The organism is Streptomyces sp. SID13726 (assembly GCF_010548375.1).
GTDB lineage: Bacteria > Actinomycetota > Actinomycetes > Streptomycetales > Streptomycetaceae > Streptomyces.
In genome coordinates this window covers 91,245-112,233 of the sequence record NZ_JAAGLY010000024.1, presented here as the reverse complement: position 1 = coordinate 112,233, position 20,989 = coordinate 91,245, and the positions used below count along the sequence as shown (strand labels likewise).

Genomic DNA, 20,989 nt, shown 5'->3' with positions numbered 1-20,989 from the left:
GGACAAAATCCGGGCCCGCCGTACAACCTGTGCCACCCCTCGTGGATCGGACCCTGCGAGTCAACAGACTCCTAGAACACTGATCCCTCAGGGGAAACGCACATGCGCATACGTGCCACCGTGGTCGCCGTCTCCGGCGCCGTGGCCCTCTCCGCCCTCGTCGTCCCGGCCGCGCAGGCCGCCACGGCCGGGCCCGCCGTCACCTTCTCGCAGCTCAAGGTGAACGGCGGCAAGAACATCGTGGTCGGCCCCACCGCCCAGGTGACGGTCTCGGCGACGTACACCGTGACCAAGCCGGCCAATCTGGCCGCGAGTTCCTTCCAGACCGGGCCGGTCCTCTACCGGGGGGCCACGCTCGGCCTGCACTCCGACGACCTGCTCGGCGGCGACGACGCCGGCACCTGCACGGCGTCCTCCTCGACGGTCCTGAAGTGCACGGCGAAGATCCAGTTCCGCCCCAAGGCCGCCGACGAGGACTCCGACCTGATCAGCACCGAGGCGGGCACCTGGAAGCTGGGCGCGCTCGCGGTCAACGCCGACGACGGCATGACCTGGCAGGGCAACCTCGGCACCGCCAAGCTCCAGCGCAAGTCCACCCTCACCACCGACGCCTCTCCGGAGCCGGTGAAGAAGGGGAAGACCATCACGGTCACCGGCAAGCTCTCGCGCGCCAACTGGGAGACCAACAAGTACGCCGGCTACGCCACCCAGCCGGTGAAGCTCCAGTTCAAGAAGAACGGCTCCACCACCTGGAGCACCCTCAAGACGGTCAAGACCTCCGGCACCGGCACCCTGAAGACCACGGTCAAGGCCACCGCCGACGGCTTCTTCCGCTACACCTTCGCGGGCACGACGACCACACCGGCGGTGAACTCCGCGGCGGATTACGTAGACGTCAAGTAGGACGGCGTCCCGGCGGAAGCCCAGCGCTAAGCGGTCCGGCGGTCGACCAGCCTCCACAGGAGTTCCAGGACGGCCGCCGCGACCACCGAGATGCCCACCGCGATCCACGGCATGGTCACCCCGACCAGCTTCAGCGCGAAGAAGTCCTGGAGCCACGGCACGACCAGGACGAGCACGAAGCCGAGGCCCATCGCCGCGACCAGGGCGACCCGCCACCAGGTGTAGGGGCGGGCGACGATCGCCAGGACCCACATCGAGATCAGGAACAGGGTCAGGGTCGCCGCGCTGGTCTCCGCGTCCAACGAGCCCGCGCCGGTGTAGTGGTGACGGGCGATCAGATAGGTGACGAAGGTCGCGACCGCGGCCACCACCCCGCCCGGGATCGAGTACCGCATCACCCGCCGCACGAAGTGCGGTTTCGCGCGCTCCTTGTTGGGCGCGAGGGCCAGGAAGAACGCCGGGACGCCGATCGTCAGCGTGGACAGCAGGGTCAAGTGCCGGGGCAGGAAGGGGTATTCGACCTGCCAGCACACCACGAGGATCGCCAGCAGCACCGAGTACACGGTCTTCACCAGGAACAGCGTGGCGACCCGGGTGATGTTGCCGATCACCCGCCGCCCCTCCGCGACCACCGAAGGCAGCGTCGCGAAGCTGTTGTCGAGCAGCACGATCTGCGCGACCGCCCGGGTGGCCTCGGACCCGGAGCCCATGGCCACCCCGATGTCGGCGTCCTTGAGCGCGAGCACGTCGTTCACCCCGTCACCGGTCATCGCGACCGTGTGCCCGTGCGACTGGAGCGCTCCCACCATGTCCCGCTTCTGCTGCGGGGTGACCCGCCCGAACACCGTGCCCTCGTCGAGCGCCTCGGCCATCCCGTCCCGGTCGGCGGGCAGTCGCCGCGCGTCCACGGTGCCCCCGGTCAGCCCCAGCTTGGCCGCCACCGCCCCGACCGACACCGCGTTGTCCCCGGAGATCACCTTGGCCCGCACGTCCTGCTCGGCGAAGTAGCGCAGGGTGTCGGCCGCGTCGGGCCGCAGCCGCTGTTCCAGTACGACGAGGGCGGTCGGCCGTGCTCCCCGGGCCGGCTCGGGATCGTCGAGGTCATGGACGGCCCGGGCCAGCAGCAGCACCCTGAGGCCCTGTTCGTTGAGCCGCCCGGTCTCGGCGAGCGCGGGGTCGTCCGCGCCCAGCAGCACGTCCGGCGCCCCCAGCAGCCAGGTGCTGGACTCGCCGTCGCCCTCGCTGAAGGTGGCGCCGCTGTACTTGCGGGCGGAGGAGAAGGGCAGCGACTCGGTGCAGCGCCACTCCTCGACGTCCGGGTGGACGTCGATGATCGCCTGGAGCGAGGCGTTGGGCCGGGGGTCCGACTCGCCCAGGGCGCCCAGGACCTTGCGGACGTACGACGGGTCGGCCCCCTGGAGCGGTCTGACCTCGGTGACGTCCATGCCGCCCTCGGTGAGGGTGCCGGTCTTGTCGAGGCAGACCGTGTCGACGCGGGCGAGGCCCTCGATGGCCGGGAGTTCCTGGACGAGACACTGTTTCCGGCCGAGCCGGATGACGCCTATGGCGAAGGCGACCGAGGTCAGCAGCACCAGCCCCTCCGGCACCATCGGCACGATCCCGCCGACCGTGCGGGCGATGGAGTCCTTGAGGTCGTTGTCCTTCACGAACAGCTGGCTGATGACCAGGCCGATCGCGGTCGGGATCATCATCCACGTCACGTACTTGAGGATCGTGGAGATGCCCGAGCGCAGCTCGGAGTGGACCAGCGTGAACCGCGAGGCCTCTTCGGCGAGTTGGGCGGCGTAGGCCTCGCGGCCCACTTTGGTGGCCTTGAAGGCGCCGCCGCCGGCCACCACGAAGCTGCCGGACATCACCTGGTCGCCGGGCCGCTTCACCACCGGGTCGGCCTCGCCGGTCAGCAGCGACTCGTCGATCTCCAGGCCGTCCGCCTCGACGACCACCCCGTCCACCACGGCCTTGTCGCCGGGCCCGATCTCGATCAGGTCGTCGAGGACGATCTCCGAGGTGCTGACCTCGGCGGCGGTGCCGTCCCGCCGTACCGTGGGCCGGGCCTCGCCGATCACCGCGAGCGAATCGAGGGTCTTCTTCGCCCGCCACTCCTGGATGATGCCGATCCCGGTGTTGGCGAGGATGACGTAGCCGAACAGGCTGTCCTGGAACGGCGCGACGAACAGCATGATCAGCCAGAGCACGCCGATGATCGCGTTGAACCGGGTGAAGACGTTGGCCCGGACGATCTCGGGCAGGGACCGGCTGCTGCGCACCGGCACGTCGTTGACCTGCCCCCGCGCGACCCGCTCGGCGACCTCGGCCGCGGTGAGTCCGGTCACCGGCCGCCGGATGGTCGTGGGGTGCACAGGGTCGAGTTCGGCGCCCGCGTCGATGTGCGTCATGCATTCGACGGTACGTGCGGTTTTGCGGCTTCACCCGCCGAGTGGGCGGAAGTTCCGACCTGGGGAGGAGACGGCTCGTGCCCTGGTTGTACGCGGCCCTAGTCCTCTGCGGTGTCCGCAGCAGCCCGCTTGATCGCCGCGTCCCTCCTGCGCACGAAATAGGTCCCGTACAGCCCGAGCACTCCTCCGGCCAGGCAGGTCCACACCCACCAGGTGCGGTCGTGGTCCGCGAACCAGCCGTAGAAGGGCAGCTGCACGAGGAAGAGCGCGAACCAGAGGATCGTGCCACCGGTGATCGTGGCGACCACGGGCCCCTCAAGGGGTTCCGGTGCCTCGTGCTGGGGGGTCCACTTCGCCATGGGGACAGCTTACGAGGCGATCACATCTACGCGCGGAGATGGTCACCTTCAGAGTCATACGTTCATACTGAAACCGTTTCCCTCTGTCCACTTCTGCTCGTAGGAACATCCAATGCCAACCGCCCTCGACCGCTACTTCAAGATCTCCGAGCGGGGCAGCACCCTGCCCCGCGAGATCCGGGGCGGCTTCGCCACGTTCTTCGCGATGGCGTACATCATCGTGCTCAACCCGATCATCCTCGGCAGCGCCAAGGACATGTACGGCCACCACCTGGACAACGGCCAGCTGGTCACCGCGACCGCCGTGACCGCCGCCTTCACCACGCTCCTCATGGGCGTGGTCGGCAACGTCCCGATCGCGCTGGCCGCAGGGCTCGGTGTGAACTCGGTGGTCGCGCTCCAGCTCGCGCCCCGGATGTCCTGGCCGGACGCGATGGGCATGGTGGTCCTGGCGGGCTTCATTGTGATGCTTCTGGTCGCCACGGGCCTGCGCGAGCGCGTGATGAACGCGGTGCCCTTCGGCCTGCGCAAGGCGATCTCCATCGGTATCGGCCTGTTCATCATGCTGATCGGGCTCGTGGACTCCGGCTTCGTCTCCCGCATCCCGGACGTCGCCCAGACCACCGTCCCGCTCCAGCTCGGCGGCGACGGTCACCTCAACGGCTGGCCGGTCCTGGTCTTCATCCTGGGCGCCCTGCTCACCCTCGCGCTGATCGTCCGCAAGGTCTCCGGCGCGATCCTGATCTCGATCGTCACGATGACGGTCCTCGCGGTGATCATCGACGCCGTCGCCAAGGTGCCGTCCTGGGGCCTGACCACCCCGAAGTGGCCCGGAAACCCGGTCGCCACCCCTGACTTCGGCCTGCTCGGCAAGGTCAGCCTCTTCGGCGGCTTCGGCAAGGTCGGCGTACTGACCGGCATCCTCTTCGTCTTCACGGTCCTGCTGTCGTGCTTCTTCGACGCGATGGGCACGATCATGGGCGTCTCCGACGAGGCCAAGCTCACCGACGGCGAGGGCCAGATGCCCGGCATCAACAAGGTCCTGTTCGTGGACGGCCTCGCGGTCGCCGCGGGCGGTGCGAGCTCGTCCTCGGCGACGACGGCTTTCGTGGAGTCGACCGCCGGTGTCGGCGAGGGCGCCCGCACCGGCTTCGCGAACGTGGTCACCGGCGGTCTCTTCGCCGTGGCCCTCTTCCTGACACCCGTCGCCACGATGGTCCCGTCCCAGGCGGCGACCCCCGCACTGCTCGCGGTGGGCTTCATGATCCTGGCCAACTCGGTCAGGGACATCGACTGGGCCGACTGGACCATCGCGATCCCGGCGTTCGTCACCATGGTGATGATGCCGTTCACCTACTCGATCACCAACGGCATCGGCATGGGCTTCATCACCTTCGTGGTGCTGCGCCTGGCGGCCGGACGGGCCAGGGAGATCCCGGCCGCGATGTACGTCGTCTCCGCCGTCTTCGCCTTCTATTACCTGATGCCGGCGCTGGGTCTCACGTGATCCGCCCTCACGTGACCCCGTAGAACTTCTCCGTCTCGTCGACGGCGGTCTGGAACCGCTCGTCGAAGTCGTCTCGAATGAGCGTCCGGATCACATAGTCCTGGACGCTCATTCCCCTTTTGGCCGCATGGTCCCGGAGCCGTTCGAGCAGCTCCCCGTCTATCCGCAGGCTGAGCACGCTGGTCCCCATGTAGACGAGGGTCGCCGCCCGCGGGACGCGACGGTCACTTTCCGCACAGGACTCACTCGTTCGGGTGATGATCGGGTTTCAGTGGCCAGGCTCACGGGAATCCCGGTGCGCGCCAGCTTGTTTAGCGAGAGTAATGAGTTACGCTAAAGAGATGCCGGATCTAACCCATGGCGACGACGCTGCCGCCGTGAACTCCCTGCGATCAGCCGTGATGCGACTGTCCCGTCGGCTCAAGCACCAGCGGGTCGACGAGTCGCTGAGCCCCACCGAGATGTCGGTCCTGGGCACCCTCTCCATCTGCGGCAAGGCCACACCGGGCGAACTCGCCCGCAAGGAGCACGTCCAGCCGCCGTCGATGACCCGCATCGTGGCACTGCTGGAGGCCAAGGGACTGGTCCGTCTCGAGCCGCACCCCGAGGACCGGCGCCAGAAGGTCGTCACGAAGACCGAGCAGGCCGAGGCCATGCTCGCGGAGTCCCGCGCCAAGCGGAACGCCTTCCTGGCCACCCTGGTCGACGGCCTCGACGAGGACGAGTGGGCGAAACTGCGCGAAGCCGCCCCCGTGCTGGAGAAGCTCGCACACCTGTAAGCCACATCGAGGAGGCGACCCTTTTGAGTACGGGACCCGGAGCAGACTCCGCCCCCGCACCGACCCCTACTACCCCTGACACCCCCAGAACGCGCAAGTCCTCGATGTTCAGCTCGCTGAAGGTCAGGAACTACCGCCTGTTCTTCGTCGGCCAGGTCGTCTCCAACATCGGCACCTGGATGCAGCGCATCGCCCAGGACTGGCTGGTGCTCAGCCTCACCGGCTCCGCCACCGCCGTCGGCGTGACGACGGCGCTCCAGTTCCTGCCGATGCTGCTCTTCGGCCTCTACGGCGGTGTCCTCGTCGACCGGCTGCCCAAGCGCCGCGCGCTGCTGTTCACGCAGTCCGCGATGGGCGCCACCGGCATCGCGCTGGCCGTCCTCACCCTGACCGGACACGTCCAGGTCTGGCACGTCTACGTCGCCGCCTTCGCCATGGGCCTCGCGACCGTCGTCGACAACCCGGCCCGCCAGACCTTCGTCTCCGAGATGGTCGGCCCCGACCAGCTCCAGAACGCGGTCAGCATGAACTCCGCGAACTTCCAGTCGGCCCGCCTCATCGGCCCCGCCGTCGCGGGCGTCATGATCACCGGCGTGGGCACCGGCTGGGCGTTCCTCGCCAACGGCCTGTCCTTCGTCGCCCCGCTCGTCGGCCTGCTGATGATGCGGTCGCGTGAGCTGTTCGCCGTCGAGCGCGCCCCGCGCGGCAAGGGACAGCTGCGGGAAGGGCTCCAGTACGTGGCCGGGCGGCCCGAGCTGATCTGGACCATCGTCCTGGTCGGGTTCGTGTCCACCTTCGGCTTCAACTTCCCCGTGTACCTCTCGGCCTTCGCCGACGACGTCTTCCACGCGGGCGCCGGCTCCTACAGCCTCTTCAACACCCTGATGGCCGTCGGCTCCCTGGCCGGCGCCCTGCTCGCGGCCCGGCGCGGCACCGCCAAGATGCGGGTGCTGGTCGTGGGCGCGGTGGCCTTCGGCACGCTGGAGATGGTGGCCGCGGTCGCGCCCTCGCTGTGGCTGTTCGCCCTGTTCATGATCCCGATCGGGATGTTCGGCATGACGGTCAACGTCACCGCCAACACCAGCGTCCAGATGGGCACCGACCCGGCCATGCGCGGCCGGGTGATGTCCCTCTACATGATGGTGTTCATGGGCGGCTCCCCGGTGGGCGCCCCCATCGCCGGCTGGATCACCGACGCGTACGGCGTCCGCGCCGGCCTCGCGGCGGGCGGCGCGATCGCCGCGGCGGCGGCCGTGACGATCGGCCTGGTCCTGGCCAAGGTCGGCAACCTGCGGCTCTCGGTGGGCTGGAACCGCGGCCACCCGCACGTCAGGTTCGTCCCGCGCGAGGCGCAGGAGCGGCTGGCGACGGCGGCCTGAGCCCTACGGCAGCACGCGCATGGCCAGCACCTGGCCCGGCCACTCGCTCTCCCCGACGGTGAAGGCATCCGTCGGGGAGAAGCCGTTGCCCTCGTAGTAGCGCACCAGCTTGCCGTCGCCGCCCGCGTAGCAGTCCACCCGCAGCAGGGAGACGCCCGCGCGCCGGGTCACCTCGGCCGCGTGCGCGAGAAGGGCGCTGCCGACGCCGTGGCCCTGGAAGCGGCGGTCGGAGGCGAGCCAGTGGATGTACCGCTCGGGCTCGTCGACCGGCGGCAGGTAGGCGGAGGGGGCGTCGGTGAGGGTCAGCGTGGCCGCGGGGACCCCGTCCGCCTCGGCGATGTAGACGCTGCCCGTCTCCATGTACCGCGCCACGGATTCCACCGTCTTCGGGTGCTGGGACAGCGGCTTCGTGCCCCACTGTCCGGTACGCCCCTGCGCCACCAGCCACTCCACACAGCTGTCGAGCATGCCGAGGATCACGGGTATGTCGTCGGGTCCGCCGTCTCTGATGGTGATCTCCATGTGCCCATGGTGACAGGCTGACCCTCATGAGACTCTTCGCCGCGGTGCTGCCCCCGCAGGACGTGTCCGACGAACTCGCGCTGAAGGTGGCCGAGTTGAGGAAGCTGCCCGGCGCTGAGGTGCTGCGCTGGACCGGCGTTCCCGGGTGGCACTTCACTCTCGCCTTCTACGGCGAGGTCGACGAGGACGTCGTACCGGAGCTGTCGGAGCGGCTGGAGCGGGCGGCCCGACGGACCGCTCCCTTTCCGCTGGCCGTGCGCGGTGGCGGGGTGTTCGGGCACGGGAGGGCGCTGTGGGCGGGGGCCGCCGGTGAGCTGCCGGTGCTGCGACTACTCGCCGAGCGGGCGGAGGCGGCGGGGCGGCGGGCCGGGGTGGAGATGGGGGAGCACCGACGGTACAAGGCTCATCTGACCGTGGCGCGCAGCCGGGAGGCCTTCGAGGTACGGCCGTACCTGGAGGTGCTCGACGGGTTCACCAGCCGTACGTGGACGGTGGACGAGCTGGCGTTGGTGCGGAGCAATCTGCCCACCTCGGGGGTGGCGGGGGAGCAGCCCCGTTATGAGGTGGTCGGCCGTTGGGCGCTGGGCGGGGGCGGTTAGGCTCGACGCGTGGACCCGAAAACCCGGAACCGGATCATGGCCGGTGTGCTTGTGATGATGTTCGTCGTCGTGGCGTTGGCCGCCGCGCTCGGCAGGTAGGGGAACTGCGGCCAGTTCTCCGGCCGCTGCGCCGTCGTGGCTGGTCGCGCAGTTCCCCGCGCCCCTAGAGGCGCCTTTGCCGGCCTGCGGTCACCAGGCGAAGGCCTCCGGCGACGGGCCCGGGCCCGGGAAGATCTCGTCCAGGCCGGTCAGGACCTCTTCGCTCAGGTCCAGCTCCACCGCGCGGATCGCCGAGTCCAGCTGTTCGGCCGTGCGCGGGCCGACGATCGGGCCGGTGACGCCGGGGCGGGTGAGGAGCCAGGCCAGGGCCGCCTCGCCGGGCTCCAGGCCGTGCTTCTCCAGCAGGTCCTCGTACGCCTGGATCTGCGCGCGGGCGGCCGGGTCGGCGAGGGTGTCGGCGGCGCGGCCCGAGGCGCGGCGGCCGCCCTGGACCTCCTTCTTGATGACCCCGCCGAGGACACCGCCGTGCAGCGGGGACCAGGGGATCACGCCGAGGCCGTACTCCTGCGCGGCCGGGATGACCTCCATCTCGGCGCGCCGCTCGGCGAGGTTGTACAGGCACTGCTCGCTGACCAGCCCGATGGTGCCGGCGCGGCGGGCGGCGATCTCGTTGGCCTGGGCGATCTTGTAGCCGGGGAAGTTGGAGGAGCCGACGTACAGGATCTTGCCCTGCTGGACGAGGACGTCGATCGCCTGCCAGATCTCCTCGAAGGGAGTGGCGCGGTCGACGTGGTGGAACTGGTAGACGTCGATGTGGTCGGTGCGCAGCCGCTTCAGGCTGGCGTCGACCGCGCGCCGGATGTTGAGCGCGGAGAGCTTGTCGTGGTTCGGCCAGGCGTCGCCGTCCGCGGCCATGTTGCCGTAGACCTTCGTGGCGAGGACCACCTTGTCGCGGTGGGAGCTCTTCGCGAACCAGTTGCCGATGATCTCTTCGGTACGGCCCTTGTTCTCGCCCCACCCGTAGACGTTGGCGGTGTCGAAGAAGTTGATGCCCGCGTCGAGGGCCGAGTCCATGATCGCGTGGGAGTCGGGCTCGTCGGTCTGCGGGCCGAAGTTCATGGTGCCGAGGACGAGTCGGCTGACCTTGAGTCCGGTGCGTCCGAGCTGCGTGTACTTCATGGTCGTCAAGCCAACGCCTTGGAGTGGACTCCAGGCAAGTGTGGGCTTCGGGGGGATTGCTCCCCCGTGGAACCGGGGGACAGCCGGAGGGAGTTGGGGCGGTTCTGTCTCTAGCGTTCCCTGTATGAAGCACACGGAGGGTATGCACACCAGCCGGCGGAGCGTGCTCGCGCTCGGCAGCGCGGCGGCCGCCGCTCCCTTGCTGGGCGCGGTCCCGGCCCGGGCGGCCGACGTCGGTGCCGGGGAGTTCGACGAGCTGGGCGTCACCGAGCTGCGCGCCCTGATGGACGCGGGACGGCTCGACGCGGAGCGGCTCACCCGCTACCACCTGGAGCGGATCGAGCGGATCGACCCGCTCCTGCACGCGGTGATCGAGGTCAACCCCGACGCGGTGCGGGAGGCGCGGCGGCTGGACGCGTCGGGGCGCCCGCGCGGCCCCCTGCACGGTATGCCCGTACTGCTGAAGGACCTGGTGGAGACCGCCGACCGGATGCACACCACGGCCGGCTCCCTCGCCCTGGAGGGGCTGCGGCCCGCCCGGGACGCGACCGTCGCCGCCCGGCTCCGGGCCGCCGGCGCGGTCGTGCTCGGCAAGACCAACCTCAGCGAGTGGGCGGGCGGGCTCTCGCTCACCCACCACGCCGGCTGGAGCGCGCGCGGCGGCCAGACCCGCAACCCCTACAAGCTCGACCGCTCGCCCAACGAGTCCAGCTCCGGCACGGGCGCCGCCGTCGCCGCGGGCCTCTGCGTCGCCGGGATCGGCACCGAGACCAACGGCTCGATCATCGACCCCTCCTCCGCGAACTGTGTCGTCGGGGTCAAGCCGACCGTCGGACTCGTCGGGCGCGGCGGGGTGATCCCCGGAGTGCCGAGTCAGGACAGCGTCGGCCCCATGGCCCGTACGGTCCGGGACGCGGCGATCATGCTCGGCACCCTCGTGGGCGTCGACGGCCGCGACCCGGCGACGGCGGCGAGCCGGGGGCACTTCCACCGCGACTACACCCGCTTCCTCGACGCGGACGGACTGCGCGGCGCGCGGATCGGCGTCCCCAGGACCGTCTACTTCGGCTACAGCGACCACGCCGACGAGATCGCCGAACGGGCCATCGCCGTCCTGCGGTCGGCCGGCGCGGTGATCGTCGACCCGGCGGACATCCCGACCGCCGAGCAACTGGAGGACCTGCCCGGCTCGATGGTCGTCCAGGCCTACGAGTTCAAGCGCGCCCTGAACTCCTACCTGGGCGCCGCGCCCGGTGAACACCCGCGTGACCTGGCCGAGTTGATCGCCTTCAACCGGGCGCACGCGGACCGTGAACTGCGCTACGTACGGCAGGACGGACTGGAGGCGGTGCAGCGGCTGGACTTCTCGGAGCGGGAGTACCGCGAGGCGCTGGCCGTGAACCACCGGCTCTCCCGGGCCGAGGGCATCGACGCGGTACTGCGCCGCCACCGCCTGGACGCCCTCGTGATGCCCACGTCCGGCCCCCCGGCCAAGATCGACCTGATCCGCGGGGACACCTACGGCGGTGGCGCCTCCACCCCGGCGGCGCTGGCCGGCTATCCGGCGGTGAGCGTGCCGGCGGGGTTTGCGTTCGGGCTGCCGGTGGGGCTGACGTTCATGGGGACGGCGTGGAGCGAGCCGGTGCTGCTGAGGCTGGCGTACGCGTACGAGCGGGCGAGCAGGGTGCGGAAGGCGCCGACGTACCGGGCGGCGGACGTGGGGTTCTGAGGCGGGGTTCTGAGGCGGGGTTCTGACGTCGGGTTCTGAGGCGAGGTTCTGACGTCGGGTTCTGACGTGGGGTTCTGAGGCGGGTTTCTGAGGCGGGCTCGGCCGGGGTCAGTCCCCGGAGAGGTTGGCCCGGAACTCCCGGTGGATCGCCCACGCGTCCGCGACCGGGCCCACATGGCCCAGCTTGTCGGGGTTGATCACCGTGCGGATCGTCTGGATCCGGCCGTCGAGGACGTCGAGGGTCAGGGTGTGGAGGACCCTGCCCTCACGGTCGTAGAAGATCGCGCCGGGCTGGCCGTTGAGCTCGTGCGGCTCGAAGGTGACGGAGATACCGGCCAGCCGGGGCAGGACCGAGCCGAGCAGCCGGGCCACGTTCGGTGCGCCGGTGACCGCCCTGGCCAGCTGGGGGGCCTTGCCGCCGCCGTCGCCGACCATCGAGACGTCGGCGGCGAGCAGCCCCTGGAGGGCGTCCACGTCTCCCTCGCGCAGGGCGTCGAAGAAGCGGGCGGCCAGCTCCGCGCGCTCCGTCCGGTCCGCCTCGAAACGCGGGCGGCCCGCCGCCATGTGGCGCCGGGCCCGAGACGCGAGCTGGCGGCACGCCGCCTCCGAGCGGCCCACCGCCGAGGCGACCTCGGGGAAGCCGAAGTCGAAGACCTCCCTGAGGACGAAGACCGCGCGTTCCAGGGGGCTGAGCCGCTCCAGCAGCAAGAGGGCCGCCATCGACACCGAGTCGGCGAGTTCGGCCGCTCGCGCGGGGTCGTCGTAGGGGTCGTCGAGGAGGGGTTCGGGCAGCCACGTGCCGACGTACCGCTCGCGGCGGACCCGGGCCGAGCGCAGTACGTCGATCGCGATGCGGGTGACCGTGGTCGAGAGGTAGGCCCGCACCGACCTGGGCTCGGTCCCGACGGCCTCGTAGCGGATCCAGGTCTCCTGGACGGCGTCCTCGGCCTCGGCGACGCTGCCCAGGATGCGGTAGGCGATCGAGAACAGCAGCGGCCGCAGCTCCTGGAACTCCTCTGTCCTGGTCATGCGGGGCGCTCGGCTCCTCTCAGCCGGTGAGGGACTCGGGGCCGTTCAGCCGTCGTACGGCTCGGGGCCGATCAGCCGTCGAACGACTCGGAGCCGTTCAGCCGGTGAACGGCTCGGGTCCGAAGCGGCCCCACGCGACGAACACCGCGAGGGCCAGATAGGCCAGGTTCAGTACGACCAGCGCGGACTCGCCGCGCCGGCCGTGGGTGATCATCGCACCGATCATCAGGAGGACCCAGCAGATGGCGGTCACCGGGACCAGGACCGGGGCGATGCCGAGCGCCGCGGTGAGCATCAGGCCCGCCGCCGCGAGGAGTTCGAGGACGCCGAGCGTCTTCACGAACGCCGTGCCGACCTCTCCGGTCCAGCCGCCGCCGTGGGCCGCGGCCAGCTTCTGCCGGGGTACGAAGGTCTTGGTGACACCGCCGGTCAGGGCCACCGCGGCCAGCAGTCCGGCGGCGATCCACAGTGCGAGGTTCATCGTCCGCTCCTCGGTTCCTCGGTCGGGGTTCAGCTTCACCCCTCGGGACGAGACAGTCGGCCCCGCTGTGACACGCCTTCCCTCAGGTTCTCTCAGGGGGTGCGCAGGGTGGCGAACACGCCTCGCGCTCGGGTGCCGTCGGGGGCGTCCCACGCTCCGGCGACATGACCGGCCGCCGCCTCGGGGACCGCGGGCGACAGCACCCGGTGGACGGTGAGGACCGTGCCGCCCGGGAGGGAGAGCCCGGTGCCGTCCTGGTCCTCGGTGACCTGGGCCGGGCCGGTGGGGAGTCCGGGACCGGCGTAGGAGCGGACCACGTCGTCGTCGAGGGCGTCGCTGACGCTCTGGGCCTGGGCCCGGACGCGGCCCTCGATCAGGGCGAGGAGCTCGGTGCGCAGGACCGGGTCGTGGGTGCCGTCGTAGGCCCAGCGGGGGCCCAGTACGCCGTGTTCCATGGTGCCGACGAGGGCGTGCTCGGCGCCGGGCAGCGGGGCTGCGCGGTAGGTGAGGGGGACCAGGTAGGCGACGGGCTCGGGGCCGGAGGAGTCGACGGCCACCATGAATTCGATGCCGACCTCGCCCTCCGGATCATCCAGCCGGAACCCACCGGCCTTCGTCAACTCCGGTGTCCCGGCGCCGACGTACCACGGGCGGGTGGGCAGCCAGGCGGTGAGCAGTTCGAGCTTGGTGGGCTTCAGGGTGGTGCGGTGGATGATCGCCATGGGGCGGATTGTGTCAGTCAGTCCCGGGGGAACTCATCCGTTTTCATGGTGAGTTCCAGAGGGGTCGCGGTCATGTCGACGTCCACGCCGTAGGCGAGGGTGGTGTCGCTCAGGTACTCGCCGTCCTTGGGCTGGGTGTAGAGGTGGCACTTGCCCTGGTAGGGGTCGGCGATCAGGTAGACGGGGACCGCGGCGACGGCGTAGGCGCTCTTCTTGGGGCCGTAGTCGTTCCTGCCCGTGTCCGTGGAAATGACCTCGGCGACGAACTCGACGTCTTCGTGACGCCAGCGGCCCTCGGAGTTCTTCTCGGCGCCGTCGCGCAGCTTCGCGACGTCCGGAGCGAGACCGTTCTTGCGGCCGGGGAAGTCGATACGGACGTCCGAGAACACCCTCGTGCGCCGGCCGAAGTGGTCCCTCAGCGCATCGATGATCAAGAGAATGGTCTCCCAGTGGATGTCCCGCTGCGGCGACATGTAGATGGTCCCCTCGACGATCTCGACCTTGTATCCCTCGGGGACGGGCAGTTTTTCGAGCCGCTCGAACATGTCGTCGAGCCAGCTCGTGTCGTCGCTGTCGGCCATCGCGATCCTGTCTTCAAGGACGGTCATCGTGGCGCTCCTCCCCGGCCGCCCCATGGACGAGGGCAGCCGCGCGGTACAACGATACGCACGGTGACCAGGGCACGGAGGGGTGACGCACATGCCGGTCGAGGGCGCCGGGACAGTCGCGCGGATCATCCTCCGCACCCTCTCCGACAACCCCCTCGGCATCTGCCTCCACGGCTCCGCCGTCCGTGCAGGTCTCCGGGGGAGTTGATGCGGGTGTCCGGGGTGCTGGGGGCGCGGCCGGTGGAGGTCACCGTCGTCGTACAGGAGGACGTACGGGCCGCCACCGGCTCGGCTCCTCGATCCCGTGCCGCGCGAGGACCTCATGCGCGGGATCGTCGCCGGGGTGCCGGAGCTGCTGCGGGACCTGGACCACGACACCCGCAACGTCCTGCTCCCCCTCGCCAGGGTCTGGACCACGCCGGCCACGGGGGACATCCGTGCCAAGGACGCGGCGGCCGACTGGGCCGTTGGCCGGATGCCGCCCGAGCAGGGGGCGGTCCTGGCGCACGCCCGGGACGTCCATCTCGGTGCGGCGGAGGAGTCGTGGGCCGGGTGCGGGGTCCGTCCGTGTGCCGAGTTCCTGGTGGCGGCCATCGAGGGTCAGCGGGGGTGAACCGTCTCCTGCGGCCGGAGCACGATCTTGCCGTGGGTGTGGCCCTGTTCCAGGTCGCGGTAGGCGTCGCGCACCCGGTCCAGCGGGTAGGTACGGGCGATCGGCACCTCCAGGTCCCCGCGTGCGGCGAGGCGGGCGAGTTCGCCGACGACGACCGCGCAGGCGGCCGAGCCCTCCCCGTAGGTGCGGGCGCCGACCTCGGCCGCGGTCCGCCAGTCACGGATCGTGTTGATCCGCTCGGGGCGTACGCCCAGCTCGACCGCCAGCCGTACGTAGCCCTCGCCGAAGGTGTCCAGGAACGCGTCGACGCGCCCGTCGGCGGCCTCCCGGATGCGCTCGGCGACGCCCTCCCCGTATCCGACCGGGACCACCCCGCGGGCCGTCAGCCAGTTGTGGTTGCGCTCGCTCGCCAGCCCGATCACGGTGGCACCGCGCCGCCGGGCGAGCTGGACGGCCAGCGATCCGACGCCACCCGCCGCGCCGGAGACCACGACGGTGTCGCCCGGGACCGGGTCCACGGCGAACACGCCGGCGTAGGCGGTGGTGCCGGCCACGTACAGGGAACCGGCCACGTCCCAGGGCAGCCCCTCGGGACGCGAGACCAGGTTCACGTCGTCGGCCACGACGAACTGCGCGTGGCTGGCCCGCCGGTGGGTGAAGCCCAGGACCTCGTCACCCACCGCGAAGCCGCGCACCTGCGGTCCCGTCTCCACCACGACCCCGGCCAGATCACTGCCCTGCCCGGACGGGAACGTCGCCGGCCACCGGTCGTGCCGCGCCCCCTCCCGGATCATCACCTCCCCGGGCTGGATCCCGGCCGCCCTCACCTCGACGAGCACCTGCCCCGCCCCCGGGACCGGCCGCGCCACGTCCTCCACCCGCAGCACGTCGACCCCGCCGTACTCCCGAAACCGCACCGCCCGCATCACACGATCACCGCGCTTCCTCTTCCGTCCGGCTCGCGCGTTCAACGGCACGGGGAGAGACGGCTATTCCCGGAAGGAGGGGGAGAGAGAGCGGGTGGCGCGGCGGGCGGCTGGCGGCTGAGACGATCTGGGTCCCCTACCGATCGACGTCATGGAGGCGGTGCGTGAATGGCTGTGCGGCGACGGGATGCGACGCCCGGGTTCGTCCTCAGTTACACCGAGGTGCTGGGGAGTTCCGGGCGTGAGCGGTGAGGTGTCCCCAAGTGGGGAGGACGATCCGGGGAGTTGGGGGCCGCTGCCGGCCCTGGGCGCCGGCGGGGTGTTCGCCGGAGCCGCGGTCTGGCTGATCGGCAGTGTCTGGCGCACGTGTGACATCGGAACGGCCAACGGGGGTGCTCTGCTCGCCGTCTTCCTGGTGATGTGGGGAGTTCTCTCCGTGCTCTGGGGGCTGTCCTTCAAGGTGTTCGCCGGTCGGCGGGTCAAGTGGGCCTGGGCGGTGGCGGTTTGTGTGAGCGTGGGGCTCGTCTGGGCGGCGGTCGCCTGGATCGGGGTCATCGATTCGTACCCCGACCCCTTCTGCCCGGGGAACGTGCCGCCCTGGTGGCCGGACGCCGTGCCCGTGTAGCCGCCGGGGTCAGTCGGACTCGTACGGCTCGCCCAGGTCCCACGCCTGGTACATCGCCTCCGCGAACGCCGCCGCGATCTTGTGCTCGCCGTCGGAGTTCGGGTGGGTGCCGTCGTAGGTGTCGTGGTTGATGTCGTACGACGGCGGGGGCGAGACGGTGAGGAGCGGCGAGCGCGGTTCGTCGAGGTCGGCGAGGGCCTTGGCCAGGAGCTCGTTGAAGAGGGTGACCTGGGTGGAGAAGGCCGGATCCGACTCGGCGCGGACGTTCGGGATCACCGGGAGGATGGCCATGCGGATGCGGGGGTTCGCCCGGCGGGCCTCGGCGACGAAGGCCCGGACGTTCTCCGCGGTCTGCTCCGCGTTCGTGTAGAAGCCCAGGTCGATCAGGCCGAGGGAGACCAGGAGGACGTCCGCGCGGTGGGCCCGTACCGCGTCGGCGATCAGCGGGGCCATGTGCTGCCAGCCCTCGCCCCAGCCGGCCAGGTGGAACCGGGGGAAGTCGGGGTCGGCGTACTCGTACGACGTCGGCGCGTCCGCCGCCTTGTCGTGGAGCGTCTCGCGCGGCCCGACCAACGCGAAGGGGCCGCCGTAGGTGTCACGCAGGTGCTGCCACATCCGGTAACGCCAGGTGTGCTCGCCCGCGCTGCCGATGGTCATGGAATCGCCGACGGGCATGAATCGCAGCATGCGCTCATCATCGGTGATTCTTACCGGTGGGTAGCAGATCTTGGGGGTTCTGGGGTTGTGAAGATGGCCACGTGGGGATGGGGGCGGGGGTGGTGCCGGGTACCGCGTGCCGTCTGCCGCAGCCGCGCCTGCCGTGAGGCAAGCCCTCGGTGGTGCCCCCGGCCCGACCGGCGGCGCCGGATGGCAGGCTTGGGGCATGCGTCGACCCCTTGCCCTGCTCGCCGGGACCCTGCTCGTGGGTGTCTGTGCCCTGCCCGCCGTGCCCGCGTCCGCCGTGCCCGCCGCGTCCGCCGCCTCCGCTGCCGACGGGGACGGAAAGGGGGACAAGGGGTTCACCATCAGCGACCCGAGGATCACCGAGTCCAGCGGACTGGCCGCCTCCCGTCAGCACCCCGGCATCTACTGGACCCACAACGACCAGGACACCGGCGCCTACCTCTACGCCGTCGACAGCGCCACCGGCAAGACGGTCGCCCGGATCACGATGACCGGCGTGGGCACCCCGCGTGACGTCGAGGCCATCGCCATGGGGCCCGACAACCAGCTCTGGGTCGGCGACATCGGCGACAACGACGGTGTCACCTGGCCCTACGTCTGGATCTACAAGCTTCCCGAGCCGAAGGTCCTCAAAGACCAGTCGGTCAAGGCCACGCAGTACGTCGTGAAGTACACCGACGGCTCACGCGACGCCGAGTCGCTCGTCGTCCACCCCAAGACCGGGCACGTCTACATCATCGACAAGCACGAGGACGGCGGCCATCTCTACGAGGGTCCCGCCACCCTCTCCCCCTCCGGCACCAACGTCTTCAAGCCGGCCAAGCCCATCGACCTGTGGGCCACCGACGCGGCCTTCTCCCCCGACGGCCAACAGCTCGTCGTACGCGGGTACTTCGGCGGTCTCTGGTACGACTGGAACGACGGCGACCTCAAGAAGCAGGGGCGGATCAGCGTGCCCCTCGGGCAGGGGGAGTCCGTCTCCTACTCGCCCGACGGGACCAAGATCCTGCTCGGCATGGAGGGCACCGACAGCGAGGTGGAGGCACAGGACGCACCCGGGGACGGCGGGTCCAAGTCGCCCTCGGGCAGCGGGAGTTCGTCGGCCTCCGGCAGCGACGGCGGCGGTGACTCCGAGGGCACGGTGAAGATCGGCCTGCTCGTCGTGGCGGGCGCCGCCGCGCTCTACGCACTGCGCCGGCTATTCCGCCGTTCCTCCTGAGGCCGGTGACCCGGCTGCTCCCGAGGCCGACGACTCGGCTGCTCCCGAGGCCGACTCTGACTGCCTCCGGCGCTCCTCCACGCACACCTCGAGACCGTCCAGGATCCGCTGGAGCCCGAACTCGAAGTGGTCGAACTCCGGGCTCCAGGTGTCGTCGGCGAGGGACGCGAGGACGGGGTAGCGGCCGGCGGTCATGACCTTCTCCAGGAACGGCGCCTGGGCCGCGAAGAACTCCGAGGTCGTCATGCCGGAGTTGCGTTCCGCCTCCTGCTGGTAGACCTGGGTGCGGGCGGCCCCGACGACGTACCCGTCGATCATGATGGCCGCCGACACCAGCTCGGGATCGGTCAGTCCCATCGGGCGGATCCGGCCGAGCACCTTCTCCAGGCCGTCCAGCGCGCTCGGCCCGAGCAGCGGGCGGGCCTGGTTGACGCCGAGCAGCCAGGGGTGGCGGGTGTAGAGGGCGAGCGTGGCGCGGGCCACCGCCTCCAGCGCGGCCCGCCAGCCGCCGTCACCGAGGTCCGCCGGATTCTCGGCGGGTTTCTGGACGCGGTCCAGCATGAGGTCGAGCAGCTCGGCCTTCCCCGGTACATACCGGTACAGGGACATCGCGCCGGTCCCGAGCTCGGTGGCGATCCGGCGCATCGAGACCGCGTCGAACCCCTCCTCGTCCGCGATCCGGACGGCCACTTCCACGATCCGGTCCAGCGTCAGCCCCGGCTTGGGCCCCCGGCTGGGCCGCGGAGCCCCGTCCCACAGCAGTTCGAGGGTGCGGACGATGTCCCCGCTGCCACTGGTCTCCCCGCTGCTCGTCATGGCGTCAGCTTAGTTCCGCCGAAAAATTGAGTACAGCGTACGCGCAATCGGGTACGGTGTACTCAGTTAAGCAGAGAAGGGGGAACCCATGACCACCGACGACGGATACGCAGTCCGTGCCGAGGGGCTGACGAAGCGGTACGGCGAGAAGCACGCCCTCGACGGATTCGACCTCGCCGTCCGCGAGGGCACCGTGCACGGCCTGCTCGGGCCGAACGGCGCGGGCAAGACCACGGCCGTCCGCATCCTGTCCACGCTGCTCCGGCTGGACGGCGGCCGGGCCACCGTCGCCGGGCTCGACGTGGTCCGGCACGCGCGCGAGGTGCGGTCGAGGATCGGGCTCACCGGCCAGTACGCCGCCGTGGACGAGGTCCTCACCGGCCGGCAGAACCTGGAGATGTTCGGGCGGCTGTTCCACCTCGGCGGCAGGCGCGCCAAGAGCCGGGCCACCGAACTCCTGGAGCAGTTCGACCTCGCCGACGCCGCCGGCAAGGGAGTCGGCAAGTACAGCGGCGGTATGCGCCGACGCCTCGACCTCGCCGCGTCCATGATCCTCGCGCCCGCCGTGCTCTTCCTGGACGAGCCGACGACGGGACTCGACCCCCGCAGCCGCGGCGAAGTCTGGGAATCGGTACGGGCGTTGGTGGCGAGCGGTACCACGGTCCTGCTCACCACCCAGTACCTGGAGGAGGCCGACAAGCTCGCCTCCCGCATCACCGTCATCGACCAGGGCCGGGCCATCGCCGACGACACCCCGGACGGGCTCAAGGACCGGGTCGGCGGCGACCGTATCGAGGTCGTGGTCGCCGAGCGGACCGACATCCCGCGCGTGGTGAAGGTCGTCGCCCGGGTCTCCGACGGCGAACCCGAGGCGGAGGAAGGGGAGTTGCGGGTGCACGCCCCGGTCGTCGACCGGGTCTCCGCGCTCACCGAGGTGGCCCGCACCCTCCAGGACGAGGGCGTGCGGGTCGAGGACATCGGACTGCGCAGGCCGAGCCTCGACGACGTGTTCCTGCGCCTGACCGGACACCGTACGGAGCAGAAGGAGACGGCGGCATGAGCGCGATCGAGGCCGAGCCCGGCCGCACCATGGAGGCCACCCACGGCCGCACCTACTGGGTCCTCGCCGACGTCTGGAACATCGTCCGCCGCGGCCTCACCCACTACCAGCGCCAACCCATCAACATCGCCTGGCAGTTGGGCTTCCCGATCCTCTCCGTCCTGCTCTACGGCTATGTCTTCGGCAGCGCCATGCAGGTACCCGGCGGCGGGGACTACAAGGACTTCCTGATGCCCGGCATGTTCGTGATGACGATGGCCTTCGGCTTCATCAACACCGCGACCCTGGTGGTGTACGACGCCACGAAGGGCGTGATCGACCGGTTCCGCTCGATGCCGATGGCGTCCTCCGCGGTGGTCGCGGGGCGCGGGGTGACCGATCTCCTCGTGGCCTGTGCCGAGTTGGCCATCATGATGCTGACCGCGGTGGCGATGGGCTGGCGTCCCGACGGCGGCCTCGGCTTCCTGGCCGCGTTCGGACTGCTGCTGTGGCTCAGGTTCGCGCTGATCTGGATCGGCGTGTGGCTGGGCCTGATGGTCCCCAACCCGGAGGCGGCGGGCGGCCTGTTCGCGGTCGCGTTCCCCCTCACGATGATCTCCAGCATCTTCGTGGCACCGCAGCTGATGCCCGACTGGCTGGGCGCGGTGGCCGCGTGGAACCCGATCTCCTCCACGGCGGCGGCGACCCGGGACCTGTTCGGGACGCCGGTCGGCGGCGGGGACTCCTGGGTCGAGCAGCACGCGCTGCTGATGGCGTGGGTGTGGCCGGTGGTGCTGACGGCGATCTTCCTGCCGCTGGCGGTACGGAGGTTCCAGAAGCTGAGCCGGTGACGT

23 protein-coding genes are annotated in these 20,989 nt (G+C 70.5%); 11 read left to right on the top strand and 12 right to left on the bottom strand.

The window, feature by feature from the left end; genetic code table 11:
- The first annotated feature begins 102 nt into the window (after positions 1 to 102).
- A complete protein-coding gene (locus G3I78_RS39055; protein WP_164433719.1) occupies positions 103 to 903 on the top strand; it encodes a hypothetical protein in 801 nt (266 codons plus the stop codon).
- Between the two features lie 26 nt (positions 904 to 929).
- Here G3I78_RS39055 and G3I78_RS39050 read toward each other — a convergent pair whose 3' ends face one another.
- Positions 930 to 3,320, bottom strand: coding sequence for a cation-translocating P-type ATPase (locus G3I78_RS39050; protein ID WP_164433717.1), 2,391 nt, complete (start codon positions 3,318 to 3,320; stop codon positions 930 to 932).
- Positions 3,321 to 3,418: 98 nt separating this feature from the next.
- On the bottom strand, positions 3,419 to 3,679 hold the full coding sequence (locus tag G3I78_RS39045) for a DUF2530 domain-containing protein (RefSeq protein WP_164433715.1): 261 nt from the start codon (positions 3,677 to 3,679) through the stop codon (positions 3,419 to 3,421).
- 112 nt (positions 3,680 to 3,791) lie between these two features.
- Between G3I78_RS39045 and G3I78_RS39040 the strand changes: the two genes are divergently transcribed.
- The gene (locus G3I78_RS39040; protein WP_164433713.1) at positions 3,792 to 5,186 is read left to right on the top strand and encodes an NCS2 family permease; all 1,395 of its coding nucleotides are present in this window, start codon (positions 3,792 to 3,794) and stop codon (positions 5,184 to 5,186) included.
- Positions 5,187 to 5,193: 7 nt separating this feature from the next.
- Here the strand turns inward: G3I78_RS39040 and G3I78_RS39035 are convergent, their stop codons facing one another.
- Entirely contained in the window at positions 5,194 to 5,376 is a 183-nt protein-coding gene (locus G3I78_RS39035) for a hypothetical protein (protein ID WP_030317890.1), read from the bottom strand.
- Between the two features lie 151 nt (positions 5,377 to 5,527).
- Between G3I78_RS39035 and G3I78_RS39030 the strand changes: the two genes are divergently transcribed.
- Together G3I78_RS39030 and G3I78_RS39025 are read left to right on the top strand one after the other, a co-directional pair.
- On the top strand, positions 5,528 to 5,965 hold the full coding sequence (locus G3I78_RS39030) for a MarR family transcriptional regulator (protein ID WP_037709597.1): 438 nt from the start codon (positions 5,528 to 5,530) through the stop codon (positions 5,963 to 5,965).
- Between the two features lie 23 nt (positions 5,966 to 5,988).
- On the top strand, positions 5,989 to 7,344 hold the full coding sequence (locus G3I78_RS39025; protein ID WP_203616096.1) for an MFS transporter: 1,356 nt from the start codon (positions 5,989 to 5,991) through the stop codon (positions 7,342 to 7,344).
- 3 nt (positions 7,345 to 7,347) lie between these two features.
- Here G3I78_RS39025 and G3I78_RS39020 read toward each other — a convergent pair whose 3' ends face one another.
- Positions 7,348 to 7,866 (bottom strand): GNAT family N-acetyltransferase, encoded by a 519-nt coding sequence (locus G3I78_RS39020; protein ID WP_164433709.1) that lies wholly within the window; start codon positions 7,864 to 7,866, stop codon positions 7,348 to 7,350.
- A gap of 26 nt (positions 7,867 to 7,892) precedes the next feature.
- Between G3I78_RS39020 and thpR the strand changes: the two genes are divergently transcribed.
- Positions 7,893 to 8,465: an RNA 2',3'-cyclic phosphodiesterase gene (thpR, locus tag G3I78_RS39015; RefSeq protein ID WP_164433707.1), complete on the top strand. Its 573-nt coding sequence runs from the start codon at positions 7,893 to 7,895 to the stop codon at positions 8,463 to 8,465.
- Positions 8,466 to 8,654: 189 nt separating this feature from the next.
- Here the strand turns inward: thpR and G3I78_RS39010 are convergent, their stop codons facing one another.
- Positions 8,655 to 9,644, bottom strand: coding sequence for an aldo/keto reductase (locus G3I78_RS39010; protein ID WP_164433764.1), 990 nt, complete (start codon positions 9,642 to 9,644; stop codon positions 8,655 to 8,657).
- A 124-nt stretch (positions 9,645 to 9,768) separates the two neighbouring features.
- On the opposite strand from G3I78_RS39010, the gene G3I78_RS39005 reads away from it, so the two are divergent.
- Complete coding sequence (locus G3I78_RS39005) at positions 9,769 to 11,373, top strand: amidase (RefSeq protein ID WP_203616095.1); 1,605 nt, start codon at positions 9,769 to 9,771, stop codon at positions 11,371 to 11,373.
- Positions 11,374 to 11,481: 108 nt separating this feature from the next.
- On the opposite strand, the gene G3I78_RS39000 is transcribed toward G3I78_RS39005, so the two are convergent.
- From G3I78_RS39000 to G3I78_RS38985, 4 genes are all read right to left on the bottom strand, one after another.
- Entirely contained in the window at positions 11,482 to 12,402 is a 921-nt protein-coding gene (locus G3I78_RS39000) for an RNA polymerase sigma-70 factor (protein WP_164433705.1), read from the bottom strand.
- A gap of 97 nt (positions 12,403 to 12,499) precedes the next feature.
- The gene (locus G3I78_RS38995) at positions 12,500 to 12,883 is read right to left on the bottom strand and encodes a DoxX family protein (protein WP_164433703.1); all 384 of its coding nucleotides are present in this window, start codon (positions 12,881 to 12,883) and stop codon (positions 12,500 to 12,502) included.
- Between the two features lie 92 nt (positions 12,884 to 12,975).
- Complete coding sequence (locus G3I78_RS38990) at positions 12,976 to 13,605, bottom strand: 1,4-alpha-glucan branching protein (protein ID WP_164433701.1); 630 nt, start codon at positions 13,603 to 13,605, stop codon at positions 12,976 to 12,978.
- Positions 13,606 to 13,622: 17 nt separating this feature from the next.
- Positions 13,623 to 14,213: a Uma2 family endonuclease gene (locus G3I78_RS38985; protein WP_164433699.1), complete on the bottom strand. Its 591-nt coding sequence runs from the start codon at positions 14,211 to 14,213 to the stop codon at positions 13,623 to 13,625.
- A 304-nt stretch (positions 14,214 to 14,517) separates the two neighbouring features.
- On the opposite strand from G3I78_RS38985, the gene G3I78_RS38980 reads away from it, so the two are divergent.
- Positions 14,518 to 14,826, top strand: a complete 309-nt coding sequence (locus G3I78_RS38980; protein WP_343243961.1) for a DUF4111 domain-containing protein — start codon at positions 14,518 to 14,520, stop codon at positions 14,824 to 14,826.
- Here the strand turns inward: G3I78_RS38980 and G3I78_RS38975 are convergent.
- Positions 14,814 to 15,752, bottom strand: a complete 939-nt coding sequence (locus G3I78_RS38975; RefSeq protein WP_203616094.1) for an NADP-dependent oxidoreductase — start codon at positions 15,750 to 15,752, stop codon at positions 14,814 to 14,816. The genes G3I78_RS38980 and G3I78_RS38975 overlap by 13 nt on opposite strands.
- Positions 15,753 to 15,993: 241 nt before the next feature.
- Here G3I78_RS38975 and G3I78_RS38970 point away from each other — a divergent pair, with 241 nt between their 5' ends.
- Positions 15,994 to 16,377, top strand: a complete 384-nt coding sequence (locus G3I78_RS38970) for a hypothetical protein (RefSeq protein WP_164433547.1) — start codon at positions 15,994 to 15,996, stop codon at positions 16,375 to 16,377.
- A gap of 9 nt (positions 16,378 to 16,386) precedes the next feature.
- On the opposite strand, the gene G3I78_RS38965 is transcribed toward G3I78_RS38970, so the two are convergent.
- Positions 16,387 to 17,064, bottom strand: coding sequence for a GDSL-type esterase/lipase family protein (locus G3I78_RS38965; protein WP_164433695.1), 678 nt, complete (start codon positions 17,062 to 17,064; stop codon positions 16,387 to 16,389).
- A 196-nt stretch (positions 17,065 to 17,260) separates the two neighbouring features.
- Between G3I78_RS38965 and G3I78_RS38960 the strand changes: the two genes are divergently transcribed.
- Positions 17,261 to 18,280: a WD40 repeat domain-containing protein gene (locus G3I78_RS38960; protein ID WP_164433693.1), complete on the top strand. Its 1,020-nt coding sequence runs from the start codon at positions 17,261 to 17,263 to the stop codon at positions 18,278 to 18,280.
- On the opposite strand, the gene G3I78_RS38955 is transcribed toward G3I78_RS38960, so the two are convergent.
- Positions 18,260 to 19,096, bottom strand: a complete 837-nt coding sequence (locus G3I78_RS38955; protein WP_164433691.1) for a TetR/AcrR family transcriptional regulator — start codon at positions 19,094 to 19,096, stop codon at positions 18,260 to 18,262. The two genes, G3I78_RS38960 and G3I78_RS38955, sit on opposite strands and share 21 nt — an antisense overlap.
- A gap of 88 nt (positions 19,097 to 19,184) precedes the next feature.
- Between G3I78_RS38955 and G3I78_RS38950 the strand changes: the two genes are divergently transcribed.
- Positions 19,185 to 20,156 (top strand): ATP-binding cassette domain-containing protein, encoded by a 972-nt coding sequence (locus G3I78_RS38950; protein WP_164433689.1) that lies wholly within the window; start codon positions 19,185 to 19,187, stop codon positions 20,154 to 20,156.
- Positions 20,153 to 20,986, top strand: a complete 834-nt coding sequence (locus G3I78_RS38945) for an ABC transporter permease (protein WP_164433687.1) — start codon at positions 20,153 to 20,155, stop codon at positions 20,984 to 20,986. The genes G3I78_RS38950 and G3I78_RS38945 overlap by 4 nt, the downstream gene beginning before the upstream one ends.
- Positions 20,987 to 20,989: the final 3 nt, after the last annotated feature.

Excerpts from the sequence above, each read along its gene's own strand:
- G3I78_RS39055 (WP_164433719.1), top strand. The coding sequence starts at position 103 with ATGCGCATACGTGCCACCGTGGTCGCCGTCTCCGGCGCCGTGGCCCTC.
- G3I78_RS39050 (WP_164433717.1), bottom strand. The coding sequence starts at position 3,320 with ATGACGCACATCGACGCGGGCGCCGAACTCGACCCTGTGCACCCCACG.
- G3I78_RS39045 (WP_164433715.1), bottom strand. The coding sequence starts at position 3,679 with ATGGCGAAGTGGACCCCCCAGCACGAGGCACCGGAACCCCTTGAGGGG.
- G3I78_RS39040 (WP_164433713.1), top strand. The coding sequence starts at position 3,792 with ATGCCAACCGCCCTCGACCGCTACTTCAAGATCTCCGAGCGGGGCAGC.
- G3I78_RS39035 (WP_030317890.1), bottom strand. The coding sequence starts at position 5,376 with ATGGGGACCAGCGTGCTCAGCCTGCGGATAGACGGGGAGCTGCTCGAA.
- G3I78_RS39030 (WP_037709597.1), top strand. The coding sequence starts at position 5,528 with ATGCCGGATCTAACCCATGGCGACGACGCTGCCGCCGTGAACTCCCTG.
- G3I78_RS39020 (WP_164433709.1), bottom strand. The coding sequence starts at position 7,866 with ATGGAGATCACCATCAGAGACGGCGGACCCGACGACATACCCGTGATC.
- thpR (WP_164433707.1), top strand. The coding sequence starts at position 7,893 with ATGAGACTCTTCGCCGCGGTGCTGCCCCCGCAGGACGTGTCCGACGAA.
- G3I78_RS39010 (WP_164433764.1), bottom strand. The coding sequence starts at position 9,644 with ATGAAGTACACGCAGCTCGGACGCACCGGACTCAAGGTCAGCCGACTC.
- G3I78_RS39005 (WP_203616095.1), top strand. The coding sequence starts at position 9,769 with ATGAAGCACACGGAGGGTATGCACACCAGCCGGCGGAGCGTGCTCGCG.
- G3I78_RS39000 (WP_164433705.1), bottom strand. The coding sequence starts at position 12,402 with ATGACCAGGACAGAGGAGTTCCAGGAGCTGCGGCCGCTGCTGTTCTCG.
- G3I78_RS38995 (WP_164433703.1), bottom strand. The coding sequence starts at position 12,883 with ATGAACCTCGCACTGTGGATCGCCGCCGGACTGCTGGCCGCGGTGGCC.
- G3I78_RS38990 (WP_164433701.1), bottom strand. The coding sequence starts at position 13,605 with ATGGCGATCATCCACCGCACCACCCTGAAGCCCACCAAGCTCGAACTG.
- G3I78_RS38985 (WP_164433699.1), bottom strand. The coding sequence starts at position 14,213 with ATGACCGTCCTTGAAGACAGGATCGCGATGGCCGACAGCGACGACACG.
- G3I78_RS38975 (WP_203616094.1), bottom strand. The coding sequence starts at position 15,752 with ATGCGGGCGGTGCGGTTTCGGGAGTACGGCGGGGTCGACGTGCTGCGG.
- G3I78_RS38965 (WP_164433695.1), bottom strand. The coding sequence starts at position 17,064 with ATGCTGCGATTCATGCCCGTCGGCGATTCCATGACCATCGGCAGCGCG.
- G3I78_RS38960 (WP_164433693.1), top strand. The coding sequence starts at position 17,261 with ATGCGTCGACCCCTTGCCCTGCTCGCCGGGACCCTGCTCGTGGGTGTC.
- G3I78_RS38955 (WP_164433691.1), bottom strand. The coding sequence starts at position 19,096 with ATGACGAGCAGCGGGGAGACCAGTGGCAGCGGGGACATCGTCCGCACC.
- G3I78_RS38950 (WP_164433689.1), top strand. The coding sequence starts at position 19,185 with ATGACCACCGACGACGGATACGCAGTCCGTGCCGAGGGGCTGACGAAG.
- G3I78_RS38945 (WP_164433687.1), top strand. The coding sequence starts at position 20,153 with ATGAGCGCGATCGAGGCCGAGCCCGGCCGCACCATGGAGGCCACCCAC.